We start from the raw sequence: 16,229 nt of genomic DNA, 5'->3' as shown, positions 1-16,229 counted from the left end.
GATGAAAACCGTGAATGGTCAAGAAATCATTCAAGTGTTCGAAGCATGGTCGCCCAAGAAACTTGCTTGCATGGACAATGATCCAATTGGGTTAGCTATAGGGACACTCAATAAACCTGTCCATAGAGTATTGGTGACGTTAGATGTTAATGATGCTGTTGCAAACGAGGCAATAGAAAAGGGCTGTGAGCTGATTATCGCGCACCATCCACCAATCTTTAGACGTCTGTCGAATATCCGCACAGATCAACCAGCGGGACGCCTATATGAAAAGCTGATTAAACACGATATCGCTGTTTATGCGGCCCATACTAATTTAGATGTAGCTGAAGGTGGGGTCAATGATCTACTAGCAGATGCCCTACAGCTAAAAAATTGTTCCATATTAGAAGAAACGTATGCCGAAAATCTGTTCAAGCTAGCTGTCTTTATACCTACTGCCAATGCAGAAGTATTACGTGAGGCTCTAGCAAAGGCTGGGGCAGGTCGTATTGGTGACTATGAAGCATGCAGTTATACGACGACTGGAGAAGGACGATTCCGTGCATTAGCAGGAGCAAATCCATTCGTTGGCACTATTGATGAATTACATGTGGAGGAAGAGGTAAAGGTCGAGGTCGTATTTCCTGAATCCATCAAAAACCGCGTATTAAAGGCGATGCTTACTAGTCATCCTTATGAGGAACCCGCTTATGATGTGATACGTCTTGAGCAGCAAACTAATGTTATGGGGTTGGGGCGAGTAGGATACTTGCCACAAGAAATGACGCTACAACAATTTGCAGAATTTGTAAAGCAGCAGTTAGAAGTTCCAGCAGTTCGTGTGGTTGGTGATTTACAATCGAAGATTAACAGAGTGGCGCTTGTTGGTGGAGACGGCAATAAATATATTTATGCGGCAAAACGCGCTGGAGCAGATGTTTTCTTAACGGGTGATATGTACTTCCATACAGCACAGGACGCACAAGCCATTGATTTGCAAATTGTAGATCCGGGTCATCATGTAGAAAAGGTGATGATTGCAGGGGTAGCCAAAAAAATGGCTGAACTATGTGAGGATAAAAAATACCATGTTGAATTTGTACAATCAACCATCAATACAGAACCATTTTTATTTGTATAAGCGAGGGGAACAAATGTGGCGAATGATAGACCTGGAGGCAATAAGACGGGTAAGTTATGGATTATAATTGGTTTATTCATTGCTGTTTTTGGCATTGGTATGACGGTGATGACAAATACGATCAATGATAAGAAAATAGATGCGATGACACAGCAATGTGAAAATGATGGTGGACAAGCGATTGTATCAAAGGAAAAAAACTTTTTATCCACTAGCTATTCATTTGAATGTAAACAATAAGATGGTGGCTGAATGCTAGTGGAACTAGTATTCAGCCTATGTTGTTGAAAAAAGGTAATGTCAACGGCAGAATAAGCAATTTTGAAAGGCGAGGGGTTGATTTCCATTCCGCCAGCGTCCTTTCCAGGGGGCGTCCGATGAGCCGCTTCACTCACTGCGTTCGCTCCAGGGTCTCCTCTGTGACGCTAAATCCCCTAGGAGTGACGCTGGCTCCACTCCAATCAACCATTCTGCAAAAGATAGCTTCTTATTTTCAATGTGGAGAAGTGATGTGTGACAACACCCCTCCATAAAAGAGTAGTGAATACCTTCACTTGAACCTTTGCTAAATTTATGGAGTGGAAGGCTACTTGGCTCCTGTGGGATAGCGAGACAGGCGAGCCTCTAAACGGAGCGGCTCGGCGCTCGCCCACAGGAAAGCAAGTAGCCTGCAACGGAAATCCTTTTTCACCTTTCACATAAATTCTATGGATGGTTTTGTTTTTCAACACTATGGGCTGAATGCTAGTGGAACTAGTATTCAGCCTTTTTAATAGGCAAAGAATCTATAGGTAGTGATAAGATGGAGGAGAAATCAAAGAATAGGAATGGGGAGATTTGACTTGTTTATTCGATTATCAAAAGATCAGCAAGAAATGATACTGGCTGATATTCAACGGTTTTTCTATAATCAGCGTGATGAAGATATTAGTGAATTTGAAGCAGAGCGTGTATTCGATTTTATCAAGGAACATATTGCTCCTCATATTTATAATGCCGCTCTATCCGATGCCAAATATGTAGTGGAAAGACAATACGCCTCTATTGAGGAGGAATTGGAGGCATTGGAGCAACCTATTAAAATGAAATAATCGCCCCTCTAGTTTAAATAATTGACAGAAAATAAAAAATTATGTTAATTTAATTCTGATTATTCTAGGCTGACAAATTAGTGATGAATAAAGGGGTATGTTCCTGACCAAAATGGTTACGAGTGGCGATCGCGTACAATGAACGATGATGGAGTCACAAGAACGGATGAAAAAGAGGAGGCGTCATATGTTAAAAATCGGCATTATTTTAGGAAGTACGCGAGAGGGTCGTGTAAGCCCACAGGTTGGCACATGGGTAAAGGAAGTGGCAGAAAAACGTCGTGATGCGGAATATGAAATAATTGATATCGCTGATTTTAAATTACCGCTTTTAGGGGAGCCGGGCGGAGATGCTTCAGGAGTAGCGGCCTGGTCAGAAAAAGTCGCAGCATGCGACGGCTTTGTCTTTATTGTTGCTGAGTACAATCACTCCATTACAGGTGCATTAAAAAATGCATTAGATTATTTACGAGTGGAATGGAATAATAAAGCTGCTGGAATCGTTTCTTATGGTTCTGTTGGAGGTGCTCGTGCAGCTGAGCATTTACGAGGTATTCTTGGAGAATTACTAGTTGCCGATGTCCGTGTGCATCCAGCACTATCTTTATTTACTGATTTTGAAAATGGCTCTGTCTTTAAACCAAAAGAGATGCAAGCAGATTCTGTTCATCAAATGTTAGATCAGCTCGTACCGTGGGCAACCGCTTTAAAAACAATCCGATCATAATTTCATGGCAATATGCACGTTCTATGTGCATATTGTTTTTTTGCTTAAATGTGTTAATAAAATAACTCTTCTCCATTCACTAGTACGGTGAATGGAGTTTTTTATTTTTGTGAAAATACTAAAATTAAAAATATTCTTTCAATTCTGAAAATAATATGATACTATTAAAAAAATTATAGTTATACTTCAAAAAATACAGTGTAATCAAAAAAAGAGGTGGCAATTTGGAAGATATTCATCAAACCATAAAAAAAACAAGGATTGATCAAGGCATGACATTAAAGAATTTAAGTGAAAAAACAAACTTATCGATTAGTTTTCTTTCACAAATAGAAAGGGGGTCATCTTCACTGGCTATTACATCTCTAAAAAAAATAGCTGATGCATTTGGAGTTCCGATCACCTACTTTTTTGAGTCCGATTCAAATAATACGTATGTCGTAAAAGAAACTGATCGCAAACCATTTAAATTAGAAGCATCTTCGATAGAATATACGCGACTTAATGGACATTTTAGTGGAAGAAATCTTGAACCGTTGCTTGTGAAGCTGGCCCCGGGTCAAATGGACAAAAATCAAGAATCGAGTCATCCAGGGGAAGAGTTTTATTACGTATTAAAGGGTGCTGTCCTATTTAAGGTTGATGGGCAAGAATATTTTCTTAGAGAAGGTGAAACAATTCATTATCCTTCTGAAGTTCCACATTCATGGGAAAATCCTTTGAATGAAGAAAGTATTGTTTTAAGTGTGTTAACGCCAGTGATTTTCTAAAAAAAAGGAAGGTTGGGTGGATGGAATGAGAGTCGCAACAGATATTGGGGGTACATTTACAGATTTAGTGTATGTTGATGAACATGGAAACTTCGGCTATGAAAAAAGTAATACAACTCCTCCAAATTTTGAACAAGGAGTCATTGATGTTATTAAGAAAAGTGGAGTGGATCAACAGCATTTAGAAATGTTTATCCATGGCACAACGGTTATTATCAATGCTTTAACTGAGCGTAAAGGAGCAAAGACGGGTCTAATTACAACTAAGGGGTTTAGGGATGTGTTGGAAATTGCTCGTGGAAATCGACCTGATTTATTTAATGTTAAGTATCAAAAACCACAGCCATTTGTAGAACGATATTTACGCAGAGAAGTAACTGAAAGACTTAATTATAAGGGACAAGTATTAGCAGCTCTGGAAATGAATGAACTAGAAGAAATAGTTGAATATTTCAAGAAGGAACAGGTTGAGGCCATTGCAATCTCTTTTTTACACTCCTATGTTAATAACGAGCATGAAAAAGCAGCTGTAGAAAAAATAAAGGAATTGTGGCCAGAAGTTCAGGTAACCGCTTCCAGTGAAATTACACAAGAGTGGCGTGAATATGAACGCACTAATACAGCGGTTTTAAATGCTTATGTACAACCAACTGCAACAACTTATATTGATCGACTTGAGCAAAAATTACAAGATACTATTGATATAGAGCAAAGTTATATTATGCAGTCAAATGGTGGTACCACTAAATTTGATAATGCGAAGCGTTTACCAATTAATATGGTAGAATCAGGCCCAGTTGCTGGTATTTTAGGTGCAGCGGTACTCGGTGAATTACTAGGAGAAAAAAATATTATTGCTTTCGACATTGGTGGAACAACAGCAAAATGTTCATTGATTGAAAATGGCGAAGTAAAAGTTTCTACAGATTACTATATCGAAAAAGATACTCGACGCGCAGGTTATCCAATTAAAACACCAGTTGTTGATATTGTTGAGATTGGTAACGGTGGTGGTTCCATTGCATGGATTGATGGTGCAGGTTCATTAAAAGTAGGGCCGCAGTCAGCGGGTGCTCGACCAGGCCCAGTTGCGTATGGTCAAGGTGGAACAGAGCCGACCACAACGGATGCAAATTTATTAACTGGTAGATTATCACCGAAGAACTTTGATTACGAGGTGAATTTGAACAATGTGAAAAATGCAATTGAAGAAAAAATTGGGAAACATTTTCATATGTCTGCTGAAGAAGCGGCACTTGGAATTATTCGTATCGCCAATTCCAATATGTTAAATGCTCTAAAGTTGATTTCTATTCGTAAAGGTCATAACCCTCAAGACTTTACCTTGATTGCATTTGGTGGGGGAGGTTCGATGCATGCACCTGCGTTAGCATTGGAATTAGGTGTTAAAAAGGTTATTATTCCAATCGCATCACCGGTGTTTTCCGCATGGGGGATGCTCATGACAGATTTACGTCATGATTATATTCAAACATACATTAAACGAATGAATAATCTTGATTTAACAAAAATGAACTCAATATGGGCAAATATTGAGCGTCAGGCATTCCAACATTTCCAAGAAGAAGGTATGGACAAAGATAATGTATTTTTCCAACGCTATGCAGATATGCGTTATCTAGGCCAGGAGCATACTGTGAAGGTACCTGTAGAGGGCGGTGAATGGAATCAACGAGTGTTAGATAAAGCGATTGCAGATTTTAATTTATTACATGAAAAGAATTTTACATTTAAACTACCAGAAGCAGAGACAGAAATCGTTAATATTCATGTGACGGCCTTTGGGAAGGTTGGTAAACCTAAATTAAAAACGATTGAGCGCCATACTAGCTTACAAGACGCATTAATAGAACAACGCAATGTTTATTTTGAAAATGATGGCTGGGTGAGAACAAATATATATGATCGTGAGCTATTACCTATTGAAATGAAGATAAGTGGTCCTGCTATTGTGGAAGAAAGAGCTGCAGCTACCGTAATCTATCATAAGCAATCACTCTATATAGATGCTTATGGAAATATTGTTATTGAAAAGGAGGAAGCGTAATGACTGCAATCAATCCGCAAATTGATCCATTTACTTTAGAAATTGTGAAGGATGCACTGCTATCTGCTGGAGATGAAATGTTTGTAGCTTTAGCACGAACTTCAATGAGTCCCATTATTTATGAAGTATTAGATTATGCGAGTGGCTTAACAGATTCAGAAGGTAATTTATTAACTCAGGGTAATGGTGTGACAGGTTTTATCGGCATGCTCACTTTTATGGTAAAAGAAACGTTAAAAAAATATCCAGGAGATAAATTAAAAGAAGGAGATATCATTATAATTAATGATCCTTATCAAGGCGGCGGTTCACACCTTTCAGATGTTGGACTCGTAATGCCAATTTTTTATAAAGGTCAATTAATTGCCTTTTCAGCTAATAAAGCTCATTGGACTGAAGTTGGAGGGAAGGATCCGGGTTCATTTACTAACGATTCTGTTGACATATTTCAAGAGGGACTACAGTTTTCATGTATCAAACTTTATGACGAAGGTAAATTGAATGAAGCACTTGTTGAAATAATACGTTCAAATGTGCGGTTCCCAGATCTATCTTTAGGAGATATGTTTGCACAAGTTGCAGCTCTTCGAACAGGAGAAAAACGAGTAAGGGAATTGTGTGATAAATACACATTAGCTACCATATTGGCAGCAATTGAATATCATTTAGATCATGGCGAAGCGATGGCCAAGCAGGAGCTTGCTAGATTACCTAAAGGAGAATTTTACGCAGAAGATTTTATTGATACAGATGGGATTGGTAACGGACCATTTCCAATAAAAGTGAAAGTGACAATATCAGATGATGAATTTATTTGTGATTTTAGGGGGAGTTCTCCTCAAGTACCTGGACCAATGAATTGTTCCTATACAGGTTTAGCATCAGCTGTACGTGCAATCTTCTTAGCTATTACAAATCCAGCGCAGGATGTAAATGATGGTGTGTTTAGACCACTAAAAATAATTGTTGATCCTCAATCAATTATGTCTGCGGAAAGACCAGTACCTGTGTCCAATTATTTTGAAACCTTGCTTGGCAGCTTAGATTTAGTATGGAAAGCCTTGGCACCACATATACCGAGTCGATTAACTGCTGGTCAGTTTTTATCCGTTTGTGCTGTAACGTTAAGTGGTACACATCATGATACAGGAGAGCCATTTTTAATTGTTGAGCCATCAGTAGGTGGATGGGGTGGTGGAAACGATGCTGATGGAGCCTCTGGTCAATTCTGTTTTTCGGATGGTGAGACGTATAATGTGCCAATTGAGGTAGCGGAAACTCGCTATGGTGTGTTAATTGATGAATATTGTTTAAGAGAAGATAGAAATGGAGCAGGGGCTGGAGAATACATTGGTGGCAAAGGAGTAATCAGATCCTATAGAGCCATGACGGACAATCAAGCAGTAACAGTGACCTTTGGTAGGAATAAGTTTTTACCATGGGGGATTGACAATGGACATGAAGGTTCGCCGAATGAATTTTATGTAAAAAAAGCGAATGGTCAGGTAGATGGACCATTCGGGGTCTATCCAAGATATAAACTAGATAAAAATGATGTGGTTCAATTAATGACTGGCACGGGTGGAGGCTATGGCAATCCACTTAAACGTCCAGCGGAACAGGTAGCACATGATGTGAAAAATGGCTATTTTTCAAGAAAAGAAGCAGAAGCTATTTTTCATGTTCTTGTAGATGAGTCAGACTACAGCTTTAAAGAAATGCCAGAAAGAAATCGAGTAGTAAAGGGAGAATAACTATGATTATTAAAGAAGTATCACAGAAAGATATTGTTCAACAGAACCTATTTCAAGACAAATACAACGATAGCCAAATAAAGTTTGGCTTTGTCCAAATAAAACCAGGGGAGCGGTTACCATTAGAAGGGACAACTTCTCATTTAGAAAATGAGTACTCCTTTATTGTAAAAGGTACTTTAACTGGAGAATCCGGTGGAGAAAATTACCGAATTTCACAAGGAGAAGCTTCCTATATTCCTGCTGGAGAACCTCATTGGTGTAAAAATGATAGTGATGAAATGGTTGAACTTGTCTATGCGCTATTGGATATAAGATAAAGAGATTTAATAGAAAACAAGCTATGAATAAACACATACAGTAAGGGGGTTAAGTAAAATGAAAAATGAAGTCAACACAGAAAAAACATCTATGCTTGGGAAAGATCCTGCATTAACGCCAATACCAGAGAATGATCGTCAACATTGGATTACACCAACAATGATATTTGGTGGGCTTGAATTTACCATTCCCGTTTTAATGGTAGGAGCAAGTTTATCGGCTAGTTTCGGATTAGGTAAGATTTTTTTAATATTGATCATTGCTTTATTTGTTTTTCAATGGCTTGGTAATGCATTACAAGGATATATCGGTGCAAAAACAGGGCTACCTTCTTCAGTTATTGCCAAAACAAGCTTTGGAACGGTTCAAGCTAAGTTAATAGTTGGATTGACAATATTTATTGTTTCACTTGGCTGGTGGGCATTACAAACGGCTGTTGCTGGAAATGCCATTGCTGCTATGTTTGGGATCGACTATAAACATGACTGGTTAGCTTGGGCAATAGTCACGACAGTGGCAGGTCTTCTTTTTGCTGCACCTTCAATTATTGGCTATGGTTCAATGAAGTGGACAGATTATTTAGCTGTCCCATCGGGTTTATTGTTAATTGTTGGTGGTATTTATTTAGCATTAAAAAATACGGGCTGGCAGACAATTGCAACTTGGAGTCCTGAACCATCGATGACCATAATGGCAGCTATTAGCCTTGTAATTGGTGTCAATGTGTCACAATGGGTAATTGCTTCTGACTACACTCGGTACGCAAAGCCGACTTGGAAAGACAATTTTATTATTCCAAGTGGGATAGTTTTAATTGGATTCCCTCTATTTATTGTAGGAGCCATCATGTCTGTGGGTGTGGGAGATCCTGATATCGTGAATGTTATGATGAATTTAGGTTTTCCAGTTTGGGGCTTTCTCATCTTATGGTTAGCTACTTGGACATCTCAATTGGTTAACAATTACAGTATGGGATTAGCGTTAGCTAATGTTTTAAATGTGACATCAGGTAAGGGACGTGCGTTACTCACATTTATTGGTACCATAATTGCCATAATCATTGCGTTAATGGGCATTCTAGATTACTTTACAGACTTCCTGTATTTAACGGCTTTGCTCTATCCAGCAATAGCAGGTGTTATGTTTGCTGACTTCTTTTTAATCCGTAAAAGACAATGGGTTGAAATAAAAGGATGGAATTGGATGGCTACCATTGCTGTCGTTGCAGCTGTTATGATTGGGTACTATTTCCAATATGTAAATCCAATGGGTTTACCTGCAGTACTATCTTTATTTGTTTCGATCGTTGTTTATTTAATCGCAATGAAAGTAAAGAAACAAGTGGCCCCTGATCAATTTACAGGAAATAATCTATCGGATTAGGGATTAATCAAAGGATACTGGAGGATCATTTTTGAAGGTAGTTCCATATTAAAATAAAATGCAACTTTACAATGGAAATCGTAACAGGAGTAGAGATTTTTCCTATGAGTTTCAAATTAATAGAACGGCCACTTTCAGTAATACGATCAACATGAAAGTGGCCCTTTGGTTGAGACAGCTACCATTAATGTTTGATTTCTTCAATGACTTTTTCTTTTAAATCATTCTCCATAGAAGATAGTTTTACTGTATTTGTGAGGCGTTCCTTTAATTCTTTATCAGTCATAATGCCACGTTCCTCTAAAATTTGTATAAGTAGATTCAATGTTAGCATATTTTTAATTTCCGCTGCTTTTGTCCCCATATAAAACCCTCCAAAATGATAGAATTACTACCCCTTTAGTGTACTCCTTTTTGAAAAGCGTAACACAGAATGGACAAAAACAAGCAAATTTATTTCGTGTCCCGGAATATGTGGGTAAAAATAAGCAATCCAATGACAAGCTATTCGATGAGATAAATTTGATAGAACAGGACCATGAAAACAGTGAATATTGTTTTGAATGGGGTCATACCTTCGTAACAGGAGGGATTCAATGGTCAAACGGTTTGGGCTTGTTATAGGATTGTTAGTCGTCATCATATCTCTATTGATCCTGTTTGATAAAATAAAAATAGATAATAAATCAGAAACAACAAAAGAGGGACAACCGCTTATTACGAATGAAGAGTTGAGCCTATCTAGATTGAAGGATAAGCTTCTTGAAAAGTATGTTGGCATTGATGTCAAAACGACTGCAGAAAAGGAATTGGTGATCCAGGTTGTAGGCGAAGAAGACTATTTCCAGTCCGTCAAAAAAGATATGGAATCCATTGCAAAAAATGTGATTAAAACCTCCGCATTAAAGGACTATCCGATTGTTTTTGAAAGATGGGAGTTTACTTCATTGCTTGATGACAACAAAATGCTGGGGGCTGATATTAACCTGTTGATGGAAGATTTAATCAAAGGCTTAGAGACTTTTGATGTATACGAATATTTAGTCATTGAAAATCGAACAACCATTACGATTCAAACAACGATAAAGAGTGCCACTCATGAAGATTTACAGTTAGCTATGAGGATGGAACAAGCCATTAAGAAGATTTTACAAACAAATGCATCACCAAATCAGTCCTATGTCATTAACATATTAAATACACAGCGGGAAAAACTAAATTAGCTATCTTAAGTCATGACAAAGGCATCGAGAAATAACGCTCGATGCCTTTGTCATGGCTATGTAGTGAATGCAAAGAGTGCTTGATAAAGGGTTGCTAGGAGTGCAACGAAGTGCATATCGTCTGTTTGGAAAAGCTTAAATAGTATGCCTGTTCGTACTAGTTCGTTTTCAATAGGATTTGCACTGGCAATCTTTTCATCATTGCAATATAAATAAGCTGTAGAGGTAAAATCCTTTTCAAATCGAAAATGTAAATCGTCCATTTTGAATGCATAAGAGGATTCTAATAATTGGACTGTTTTTCGCTGAATCGGTATCGAGCTACCATCAGGCATCCTAATTTGATGGCTGACCCCTTTTGCTAATAGGGTAGATTGTACTTGAAAAAGTGGTGCCCCTGACGTAGTTCGCGTTTCATAACGATACGGTAATGTTTGCTGAGCCGCTACTAGCAGGACGGCATTCAGTATTTTACCAGTAGAGGAACGATCTACTTTTTGAAGCATACATATTGTTTCGTTGTGTTCATTCACGATTGGGATATCCGTAAAGCTTTTAAAAGCTTTTGGATAGGTAAGTGTAAATGTTGCCATAAAGAAACCTCCAGTCATTATCTATACGAGTAAGCAGTCGAGGAGGTTTCAAGAAAATTTACTTACTAAAGAACAAGCCGAGCAATGTAACATAATCACTTTATTTCCAAACAAAGAGGCTGCTGAAATGGCGAATATTTCGCTTTCAGTAGCCTTTTTGTTGTTATGGCATTGAAGTATGTCCTGCAAGAGCACGTTTTTCTTGCTCCGTATCAAATTCTTTTTCCATTTTTGACACGACCACTGTTGCCACGCCGTTTCCAATTAGATTTGTCACTGCACGTGCCTCTGACATAAAGCGATCTACGCCAATTAATAGGGCAATTCCTTCTACTGGAATCATAGGAAAGGCTGCCAATGTTGCGGCAAGTGTAATAAAGCCAGAGCCTGTTACACCAGCTGCTCCTTTAGAGGTAAGCATTAAGATGGCTAGTAACGTAATTTGATGCCAAACATCTAAATCCACCCCATATGCCTGTGCAATAAAGATAGCAGCCATTGATAAATAAATGGAAGTGCCATCTAAATTAAACGAGTAACCAGTTGGGATAACGAGCCCTACTACTTGCTTAGAACAACCATAGTTTTCAAGTTTACGCATCATGGAAGGTAGTGCAGATTCAGATGAAGATGTCCCAATAACGATAAAAATTTCATCTTTAATGTATTTAATAAATTTAAAAATACTAAAGCCGAAGTAGCGTGTAATTAATCCGATAATCACAACAATAAAAATAAACATTGTAGTATAGACGGATAACATTAAAAATCCTAAATTTCCAAGTGATTTAAGTCCGAAGTTTCCGATTGTATAACTCATGGCACCGAACGCACCAATAGGAGAAATTTTCATTACCATGTTAACAATTTTAAAGAAAATATCTGCTACTTGTTCAAAAAATTTAATAACAGGTTTTGCTGGTTCTCCAATCGCTGCTGCAGCTAGTCCAAATAAAACAGCTGAGAATAAGACAGGTAATAATTCACCATTCGCTAATGCACCTACCACATTTTCAGGGATAATTTGCATGATAAAAGCACCTAAGCCATGTTCTGCAGCCGCCGCATCTGTATATTGTGAAACATCAGCACCGCTGGCAGCATCTGTATTAAAGCCTTTTCCTGGTTGAACAATATTGACAACAATTAAGCCAATCGCAAGTGCAAATGTTGAGACAATTTCAAAATAAATTAAAGCCTTCCCACCAATTTTCCCAACCTTTTTGACATCCCCCATACTACCAATACCGATGACGACTGTTAAGAAAATAATCGGTGCTATTAACATTTTAATTAGTTTAATAAAGATGTCCGCTAATATTTTTAGCTTTGCCCCGAACTCAGGGAATGTTGCCCCGACAATGATCCCTAGTACAATGGCAATCAACACTTGTACTGTTAAGTTTTTAAAATTTATCCGCATAATAGTTCTCCCCCTACAACATCTATGAATATTGTGTGAACGCTTTCATGTGGTTATCATAGCTGAAATTTTCCGACAATAGTGTTTATGACCGTAATGTTTGTATTGTTCATTTTGTTCATTTTTTAGGGAGGGGAGAGATAAAGCTAGTAATAACAGGGGTTTCAGGCTGTTTTATAGTAGATTTGAGATTATTTAATCTATTATAATACAAAAGAAAAAATCCTTACGGTTAGTAAGGATCTTTCATTAATGAACAAAAGTATTAAGGCGCAACGATTTTTTCAATCTCTGTTAAGATGCGATCATTTTGAATATGGGCTTTATAAAAATCGTAGACAGGCGCAAGCTGCTCTTTAAAGCGCTGTCTTTCTAGTGGACTCATTGTATAAACATCAAAGTCATCTTGCTGTTTAAGCTTCTGCATATCTTTTTCATTCATCAGTGCAGCCTGTTCAAATTGCCAATCTGTTGTTTCTTTCATGGCATCCAACAATTGGTGTTGAATTTTTACAGGCAAGGAATTCCAAAAGGTTTCGTTCATTAACACAGCATAGCCCAAAATACCATGCTGGGTGATGGTCATATGTTTCTGTACTTTGTAAAAACCTTTTGAGTAAATATTCGATGCTGTATTTTCCTGCGCGTCAATCGCATGCTTCTCTAAATCTGTAAAAACCTCGCTAAAGGAAATGGGCATAGGCGTTGCTTTGACCACTTCAAATTGCTTTTCCAATGTTTTACTAGGCATCGTTCGCACACGTAAGCCCTGTAAATCCTTAAATGTATGGATAGGATGATCAGAAGAGGTTAAATGCTTAAAGCCATTGTACCAAAAGCCAAGTCCCTTAATATGAAACGGCTCTAGTTCGTTGACTAATTGTTCACCTATAGAACCCGTCAGAACCTCCTTGACTTCATCATCTGTCTTAAATAAATAAGGTAAATCCAATACCTGCCAATTAGGAACATAAGCGGTCATCTTCGAAAAAGTAGGAATAATCATTTCTACGTCTCCCTTTTGTAAAGCCTGGAACTCATTTTCATCATTGAATAAAGAAGAATTTGAGTAGACATGTACTTTAACTTTCCCATTTGTTTTTTCTTCTACTAGCTCAGCAAATTTATTGGCCGCTTGTCCTTTAGGCGTATTCTCAGCAACTACATGACTCAAATGAATCGTTATTTGTGTGTCTAACCCATTTTGCTCATCATCATAGGGAAGTGGCTTGGCAAAGAGTAATCCTTGCTGAATACTAATGGTAACGATTAAAGCAAAGACAGTAATCATCGTTCCTATAATAAATTTTTTCATTGAATACACCCAATTTATTCGTATTTTCTGATGTTTTTGTTATTCTAACATATGGAGTACGCTAAAATATAGTAGGAGGGAGGCGGTCATCTTGAAATTTCAAAAGTTATCGATGCAGAGAAAAATCATGTCACTGACGTTTTTTATTCTGATGCTTTCCTTTAGTATTGGTGGTACTTTCTTATTAGGGTTTGTGATGAATGAACAGAAAACAAAACTAAGTGATCAAGCACTACTAGTGGCCAAAACCGTCTCACAGCTTCCTGAAATAAAAACGTATATTGCTAGCGAAAATCACCTCGAGGCCATTCAACATATTAACCCTGTAGTAGAAGAAATCCGTGATATCAATGGAGCAAAGTATATTGTTGTTCTTGATATGGAACGTCGAAAATATTCTCACCCCAATAGCCAGGAACTTGGTCGAATATCGCAATCGGGTGATTTAAACGCTGCGTTTTCTGAGCATTATTATACGTCGATCGCTCGTGGAGAGCATGGTGATATGGTGCGTGCATTTGTACCGATTATGAATCAAGAAGGTCAACAAATCGGTGTTACGGTAGTGGGGTTCAGTGTACTTACAGTAGTGGAATTACTACAATCAATGGAAACAGAGCTGATGATTACTGTTCTATTATCTTTAATCTTTAGTGTATGGGGTGCACGAACTTTAGGGCTTCATATGAAGAAGCAAATGTTTGGATTAGAGCCTCATGAAATTGCCAAAATGTATGTGGAGCGTACAGAAACATTTAATGCCATGCATGAAGGCATCATTGCCATCGACAATGATTTGACCATCACAATTTTTAATGAAAAAGCTTGTGATATATTAGGTGTTCATGAAAAACCCTCTGTACTAATTGGTCAGAAAATCTTTCATGTCCTGCCTGATACACGACTTCCAGAAATTTTAGAGCTAGATCAGCCATTATTTAATCGTGAGCTATATATTAATAATCACAGTATTATGAGTAACCGAATTCCGATACAGGTTAATGGGGAAACCGTCGGGGCAGTAGCCATGTTTAAAGACCGTACGGAAGTGAAAAAGCTTGCAGAAGAACTAACGGGCGTTCGAGCTTTTGTCCAAGCTCTGCGCGTACAAACGCATGAGCATAAAAATAAACTGCATACGATAGCAGGTCTTTTACAGCTCGGTCATCATGAACAGGCACTCACTTATATAACGCAAGTGAAGGAAGAACATGATGAAATCACGAATTTTTTAAATGAACGTATAAAAAATGAAAATATTTCTGGGCTATTGCTTAGTAAAATTTCTTATGCTAAAGAACAAGGAATTCGACTAGAGATTGATCGTGAAAGTCGATTAACATCCTTCCCACCTAATTTGGATCATCATGATTTCGTTATTCTATTTGGTAATTTAATCGAGAATGCATTTGATGCATTAAAAGATGTACAGGTTGAGGAGAAAGTGATTCATGTTTCAGTAGATGAAGATGAGGATGTCCTTGCGATTTTAGTAACGGATAACGGTGTTGGCATGACGGAAGAGGTCAAACAGCACATATTTGACAATGGTTATTCTACAAAAGAGAAAAACTACCGTGGAATAGGGTTGTTCCTAATAAAAGAAATCGTTGAAAAAGGACAGGGTGATATTGAAGTCATCAGTGAACCCAACAAAGGGACAAGTTTTTTAATCACCTTTTATTATTCATAATTGGATGGAGGGCAGACAGTGGCACAAATCAAAGTATTATTAATTGAGGATGATCCAATGGTGCGAGAGGTAAATCGTCAATTTATTGAAAAGGTAGAACATTTTCAAGTGATTGGACAGGCATCTAATGGCTTAGAGGGCATTACACAAATTCGTCATCATCAGCCTGATTTAGTCTTTATGGATATTTTTATGCCCGAGCAAGATGGTATTACGAGTTTACGCAAAATACGCGAGCTGGATTTACCAGTGGATGTCATCACTGTAACGGCTGCGAATGATATGGAGACGGTGAAACAGGTACTGCATCTAGGTGTCTTTGATTATATTATGAAGCCATTTTCATTTGAACGAGTCAAAGGGACACTTGACAATTATTTACGCTTTAAGAAGCAAACACAAATAGAACGAGAGCTTACACAGGGAGAATTGGATCAGTTATTTCATTATCGTGATGAAAAAAATAACATAGAGCTATCACATACACTACAATCAGAGAAAAATCTTCCAAAAGGTTTTAATCGTACAACACTCGAAAAGGTGGTGCACTTTTTACAATCGGTAGATGGTGCATCGGCTGAAGAGGTAGCAAGTGGAATAGGAATTGCCCGTGTAACGGCCAGAAGATATTTGGATTATTTAGAGAAGCAAGAGGAAATTACAATGGATGTCCATTATGGAGGCATTGGTCGCCCTATCAACTATTATTTTAGTAAATAGAGAAAATCCTGATTGTCATCATGGC

16 protein-coding genes are annotated in these 16,229 nt (G+C 37.9%); 12 read left to right on the top strand and 4 right to left on the bottom strand.

Going from position 1 to position 16,229, the window contains the following annotated elements:
• The first annotated feature begins 1 nt into the window (after window position 1).
• The 9 genes from AC6BKE_RS22660 to AC6BKE_RS22620 all read left to right on the top strand — a co-directional run bounded on the left by AC6BKE_RS22660 (window position 2) and on the right by AC6BKE_RS22620 (window position 9,237).
• Window positions 2-1,123, top strand: a complete 1,122-nt coding sequence (locus AC6BKE_RS22660) for a Nif3-like dinuclear metal center hexameric protein (protein WP_036120488.1) — start codon at window positions 2-4, stop codon at window positions 1,121-1,123.
• Window positions 1,124-1,138: 15 nt separating this feature from the next.
• Window positions 1,139-1,363 carry a hypothetical protein gene (locus tag AC6BKE_RS22655; RefSeq protein ID WP_036120485.1) on the top strand — a complete coding sequence of 75 codons (225 nt, stop codon included), beginning with the start codon at window positions 1,139-1,141 and terminating at the stop codon, window positions 1,361-1,363.
• A 602-nt stretch (window positions 1,364-1,965) separates the two neighbouring features.
• Window positions 1,966-2,214, top strand: a complete 249-nt coding sequence (locus AC6BKE_RS22650) for a DUF2164 domain-containing protein (RefSeq protein ID WP_036125412.1) — start codon at window positions 1,966-1,968, stop codon at window positions 2,212-2,214.
• A gap of 187 nt (window positions 2,215-2,401) precedes the next feature.
• Window positions 2,402-2,941, top strand: a complete 540-nt coding sequence (locus tag AC6BKE_RS22645) for an NADPH-dependent FMN reductase (RefSeq protein WP_499858116.1) — start codon at window positions 2,402-2,404, stop codon at window positions 2,939-2,941.
• A 224-nt stretch (window positions 2,942-3,165) separates the two neighbouring features.
• On the top strand, window positions 3,166-3,711 hold the full coding sequence (locus AC6BKE_RS22640) for a helix-turn-helix domain-containing protein (RefSeq protein WP_036125407.1): 546 nt from the start codon (window positions 3,166-3,168) through the stop codon (window positions 3,709-3,711).
• Between the two features lie 25 nt (window positions 3,712-3,736).
• Window positions 3,737-5,779, top strand: coding sequence for a hydantoinase/oxoprolinase family protein (locus AC6BKE_RS22635; protein ID WP_036125405.1), 2,043 nt, complete (start codon window positions 3,737-3,739; stop codon window positions 5,777-5,779).
• Window positions 5,779-7,533, top strand: coding sequence for a hydantoinase B/oxoprolinase family protein (locus AC6BKE_RS22630; RefSeq protein ID WP_036125401.1), 1,755 nt, complete (start codon window positions 5,779-5,781; stop codon window positions 7,531-7,533). Before AC6BKE_RS22635 ends, AC6BKE_RS22630 begins: the two co-directional genes overlap by 1 nt.
• Before the next feature lie 2 nt (window positions 7,534-7,535).
• Complete coding sequence (locus AC6BKE_RS22625) at window positions 7,536-7,853, top strand: cupin domain-containing protein (RefSeq protein WP_004227194.1); 318 nt, start codon at window positions 7,536-7,538, stop codon at window positions 7,851-7,853.
• Window positions 7,854-7,911: 58 nt separating this feature from the next.
• The gene (locus AC6BKE_RS22620; protein WP_499858114.1) at window positions 7,912-9,237 is read left to right on the top strand and encodes a purine-cytosine permease family protein; all 1,326 of its coding nucleotides are present in this window, start codon (window positions 7,912-7,914) and stop codon (window positions 9,235-9,237) included.
• A 184-nt stretch (window positions 9,238-9,421) separates the two neighbouring features.
• On the opposite strand, the gene AC6BKE_RS22615 is transcribed toward AC6BKE_RS22620, so the two are convergent.
• The gene (locus AC6BKE_RS22615; protein ID WP_036120467.1) at window positions 9,422-9,601 is read right to left on the bottom strand and encodes a hypothetical protein; all 180 of its coding nucleotides are present in this window, start codon (window positions 9,599-9,601) and stop codon (window positions 9,422-9,424) included.
• Window positions 9,602-9,833: 232 nt separating this feature from the next.
• Here AC6BKE_RS22615 and AC6BKE_RS22610 point away from each other — a divergent pair, with 232 nt between their 5' ends.
• Complete coding sequence (locus tag AC6BKE_RS22610) at window positions 9,834-10,460, top strand: hypothetical protein (protein WP_271910342.1); 627 nt, start codon at window positions 9,834-9,836, stop codon at window positions 10,458-10,460.
• Window positions 10,461-10,516: 56 nt separating this feature from the next.
• Here the strand turns inward: AC6BKE_RS22610 and AC6BKE_RS22605 are convergent, their stop codons facing one another.
• From AC6BKE_RS22605 to AC6BKE_RS22595, 3 genes are all read right to left on the bottom strand, one after another.
• Window positions 10,517-11,053: a tubby C-terminal domain-like protein gene (locus AC6BKE_RS22605; protein ID WP_036120461.1), complete on the bottom strand. Its 537-nt coding sequence runs from the start codon at window positions 11,051-11,053 to the stop codon at window positions 10,517-10,519.
• Window positions 11,054-11,216: 163 nt separating this feature from the next.
• Window positions 11,217-12,476: a dicarboxylate/amino acid:cation symporter gene (locus tag AC6BKE_RS22600; RefSeq protein WP_036120458.1), complete on the bottom strand. Its 1,260-nt coding sequence runs from the start codon at window positions 12,474-12,476 to the stop codon at window positions 11,217-11,219.
• Between the two features lie 265 nt (window positions 12,477-12,741).
• Entirely contained in the window at window positions 12,742-13,791 is a 1,050-nt protein-coding gene (locus AC6BKE_RS22595) for a TRAP transporter substrate-binding protein (RefSeq protein ID WP_036120455.1), read from the bottom strand.
• 112 nt (window positions 13,792-13,903) lie between these two features.
• On the opposite strand from AC6BKE_RS22595, the gene AC6BKE_RS22590 reads away from it, so the two are divergent.
• Entirely contained in the window at window positions 13,904-15,484 is a 1,581-nt protein-coding gene (locus AC6BKE_RS22590; protein ID WP_036120476.1) for an ATP-binding protein, read from the top strand.
• Between the two features lie 18 nt (window positions 15,485-15,502).
• A complete protein-coding gene (locus AC6BKE_RS22585; protein WP_036120451.1) occupies window positions 15,503-16,204 on the top strand; it encodes a response regulator in 702 nt (233 codons plus the stop codon).
• Window positions 16,205-16,229 lie beyond the last annotated feature (25 nt).

It is taken from the genome of Lysinibacillus sp. COL-1 (assembly GCF_059814265.1).
Note: the sequence above shows the minus strand (reverse complement) of the source record. Positions and strands in the feature narration are given on the sequence as shown.

Coding starts and splice junctions, on each gene's coding strand:
- AC6BKE_RS22605 (WP_036120461.1), bottom strand. CDS start 11,053: ATGGCAACATTTACACTTACCTATCCAAAAGCTTTTAAAAGCTTTACG.
- AC6BKE_RS22630 (WP_036125401.1), top strand. CDS start 5,779: ATGACTGCAATCAATCCGCAAATTGATCCATTTACTTTAGAAATTGTG.
- AC6BKE_RS22595 (WP_036120455.1), bottom strand. CDS start 13,791: ATGAAAAAATTTATTATAGGAACGATGATTACTGTCTTTGCTTTAATC.
- AC6BKE_RS22620 (WP_499858114.1), top strand. CDS start 7,912: ATGAAAAATGAAGTCAACACAGAAAAAACATCTATGCTTGGGAAAGAT.
- AC6BKE_RS22610 (WP_271910342.1), top strand. CDS start 9,834: ATGGTCAAACGGTTTGGGCTTGTTATAGGATTGTTAGTCGTCATCATA.
- AC6BKE_RS22615 (WP_036120467.1), bottom strand. CDS start 9,601: ATGGGGACAAAAGCAGCGGAAATTAAAAATATGCTAACATTGAATCTA.
- AC6BKE_RS22590 (WP_036120476.1), top strand. CDS start 13,904: ATGCAGAGAAAAATCATGTCACTGACGTTTTTTATTCTGATGCTTTCC.
- AC6BKE_RS22645 (WP_499858116.1), top strand. CDS start 2,402: ATGTTAAAAATCGGCATTATTTTAGGAAGTACGCGAGAGGGTCGTGTA.
- AC6BKE_RS22635 (WP_036125405.1), top strand. CDS start 3,737: ATGAGAGTCGCAACAGATATTGGGGGTACATTTACAGATTTAGTGTAT.
- AC6BKE_RS22625 (WP_004227194.1), top strand. CDS start 7,536: ATGATTATTAAAGAAGTATCACAGAAAGATATTGTTCAACAGAACCTA.
- AC6BKE_RS22660 (WP_036120488.1), top strand. CDS start 2: ATGAAAACCGTGAATGGTCAAGAAATCATTCAAGTGTTCGAAGCATGG.
- AC6BKE_RS22600 (WP_036120458.1), bottom strand. CDS start 12,476: ATGCGGATAAATTTTAAAAACTTAACAGTACAAGTGTTGATTGCCATT.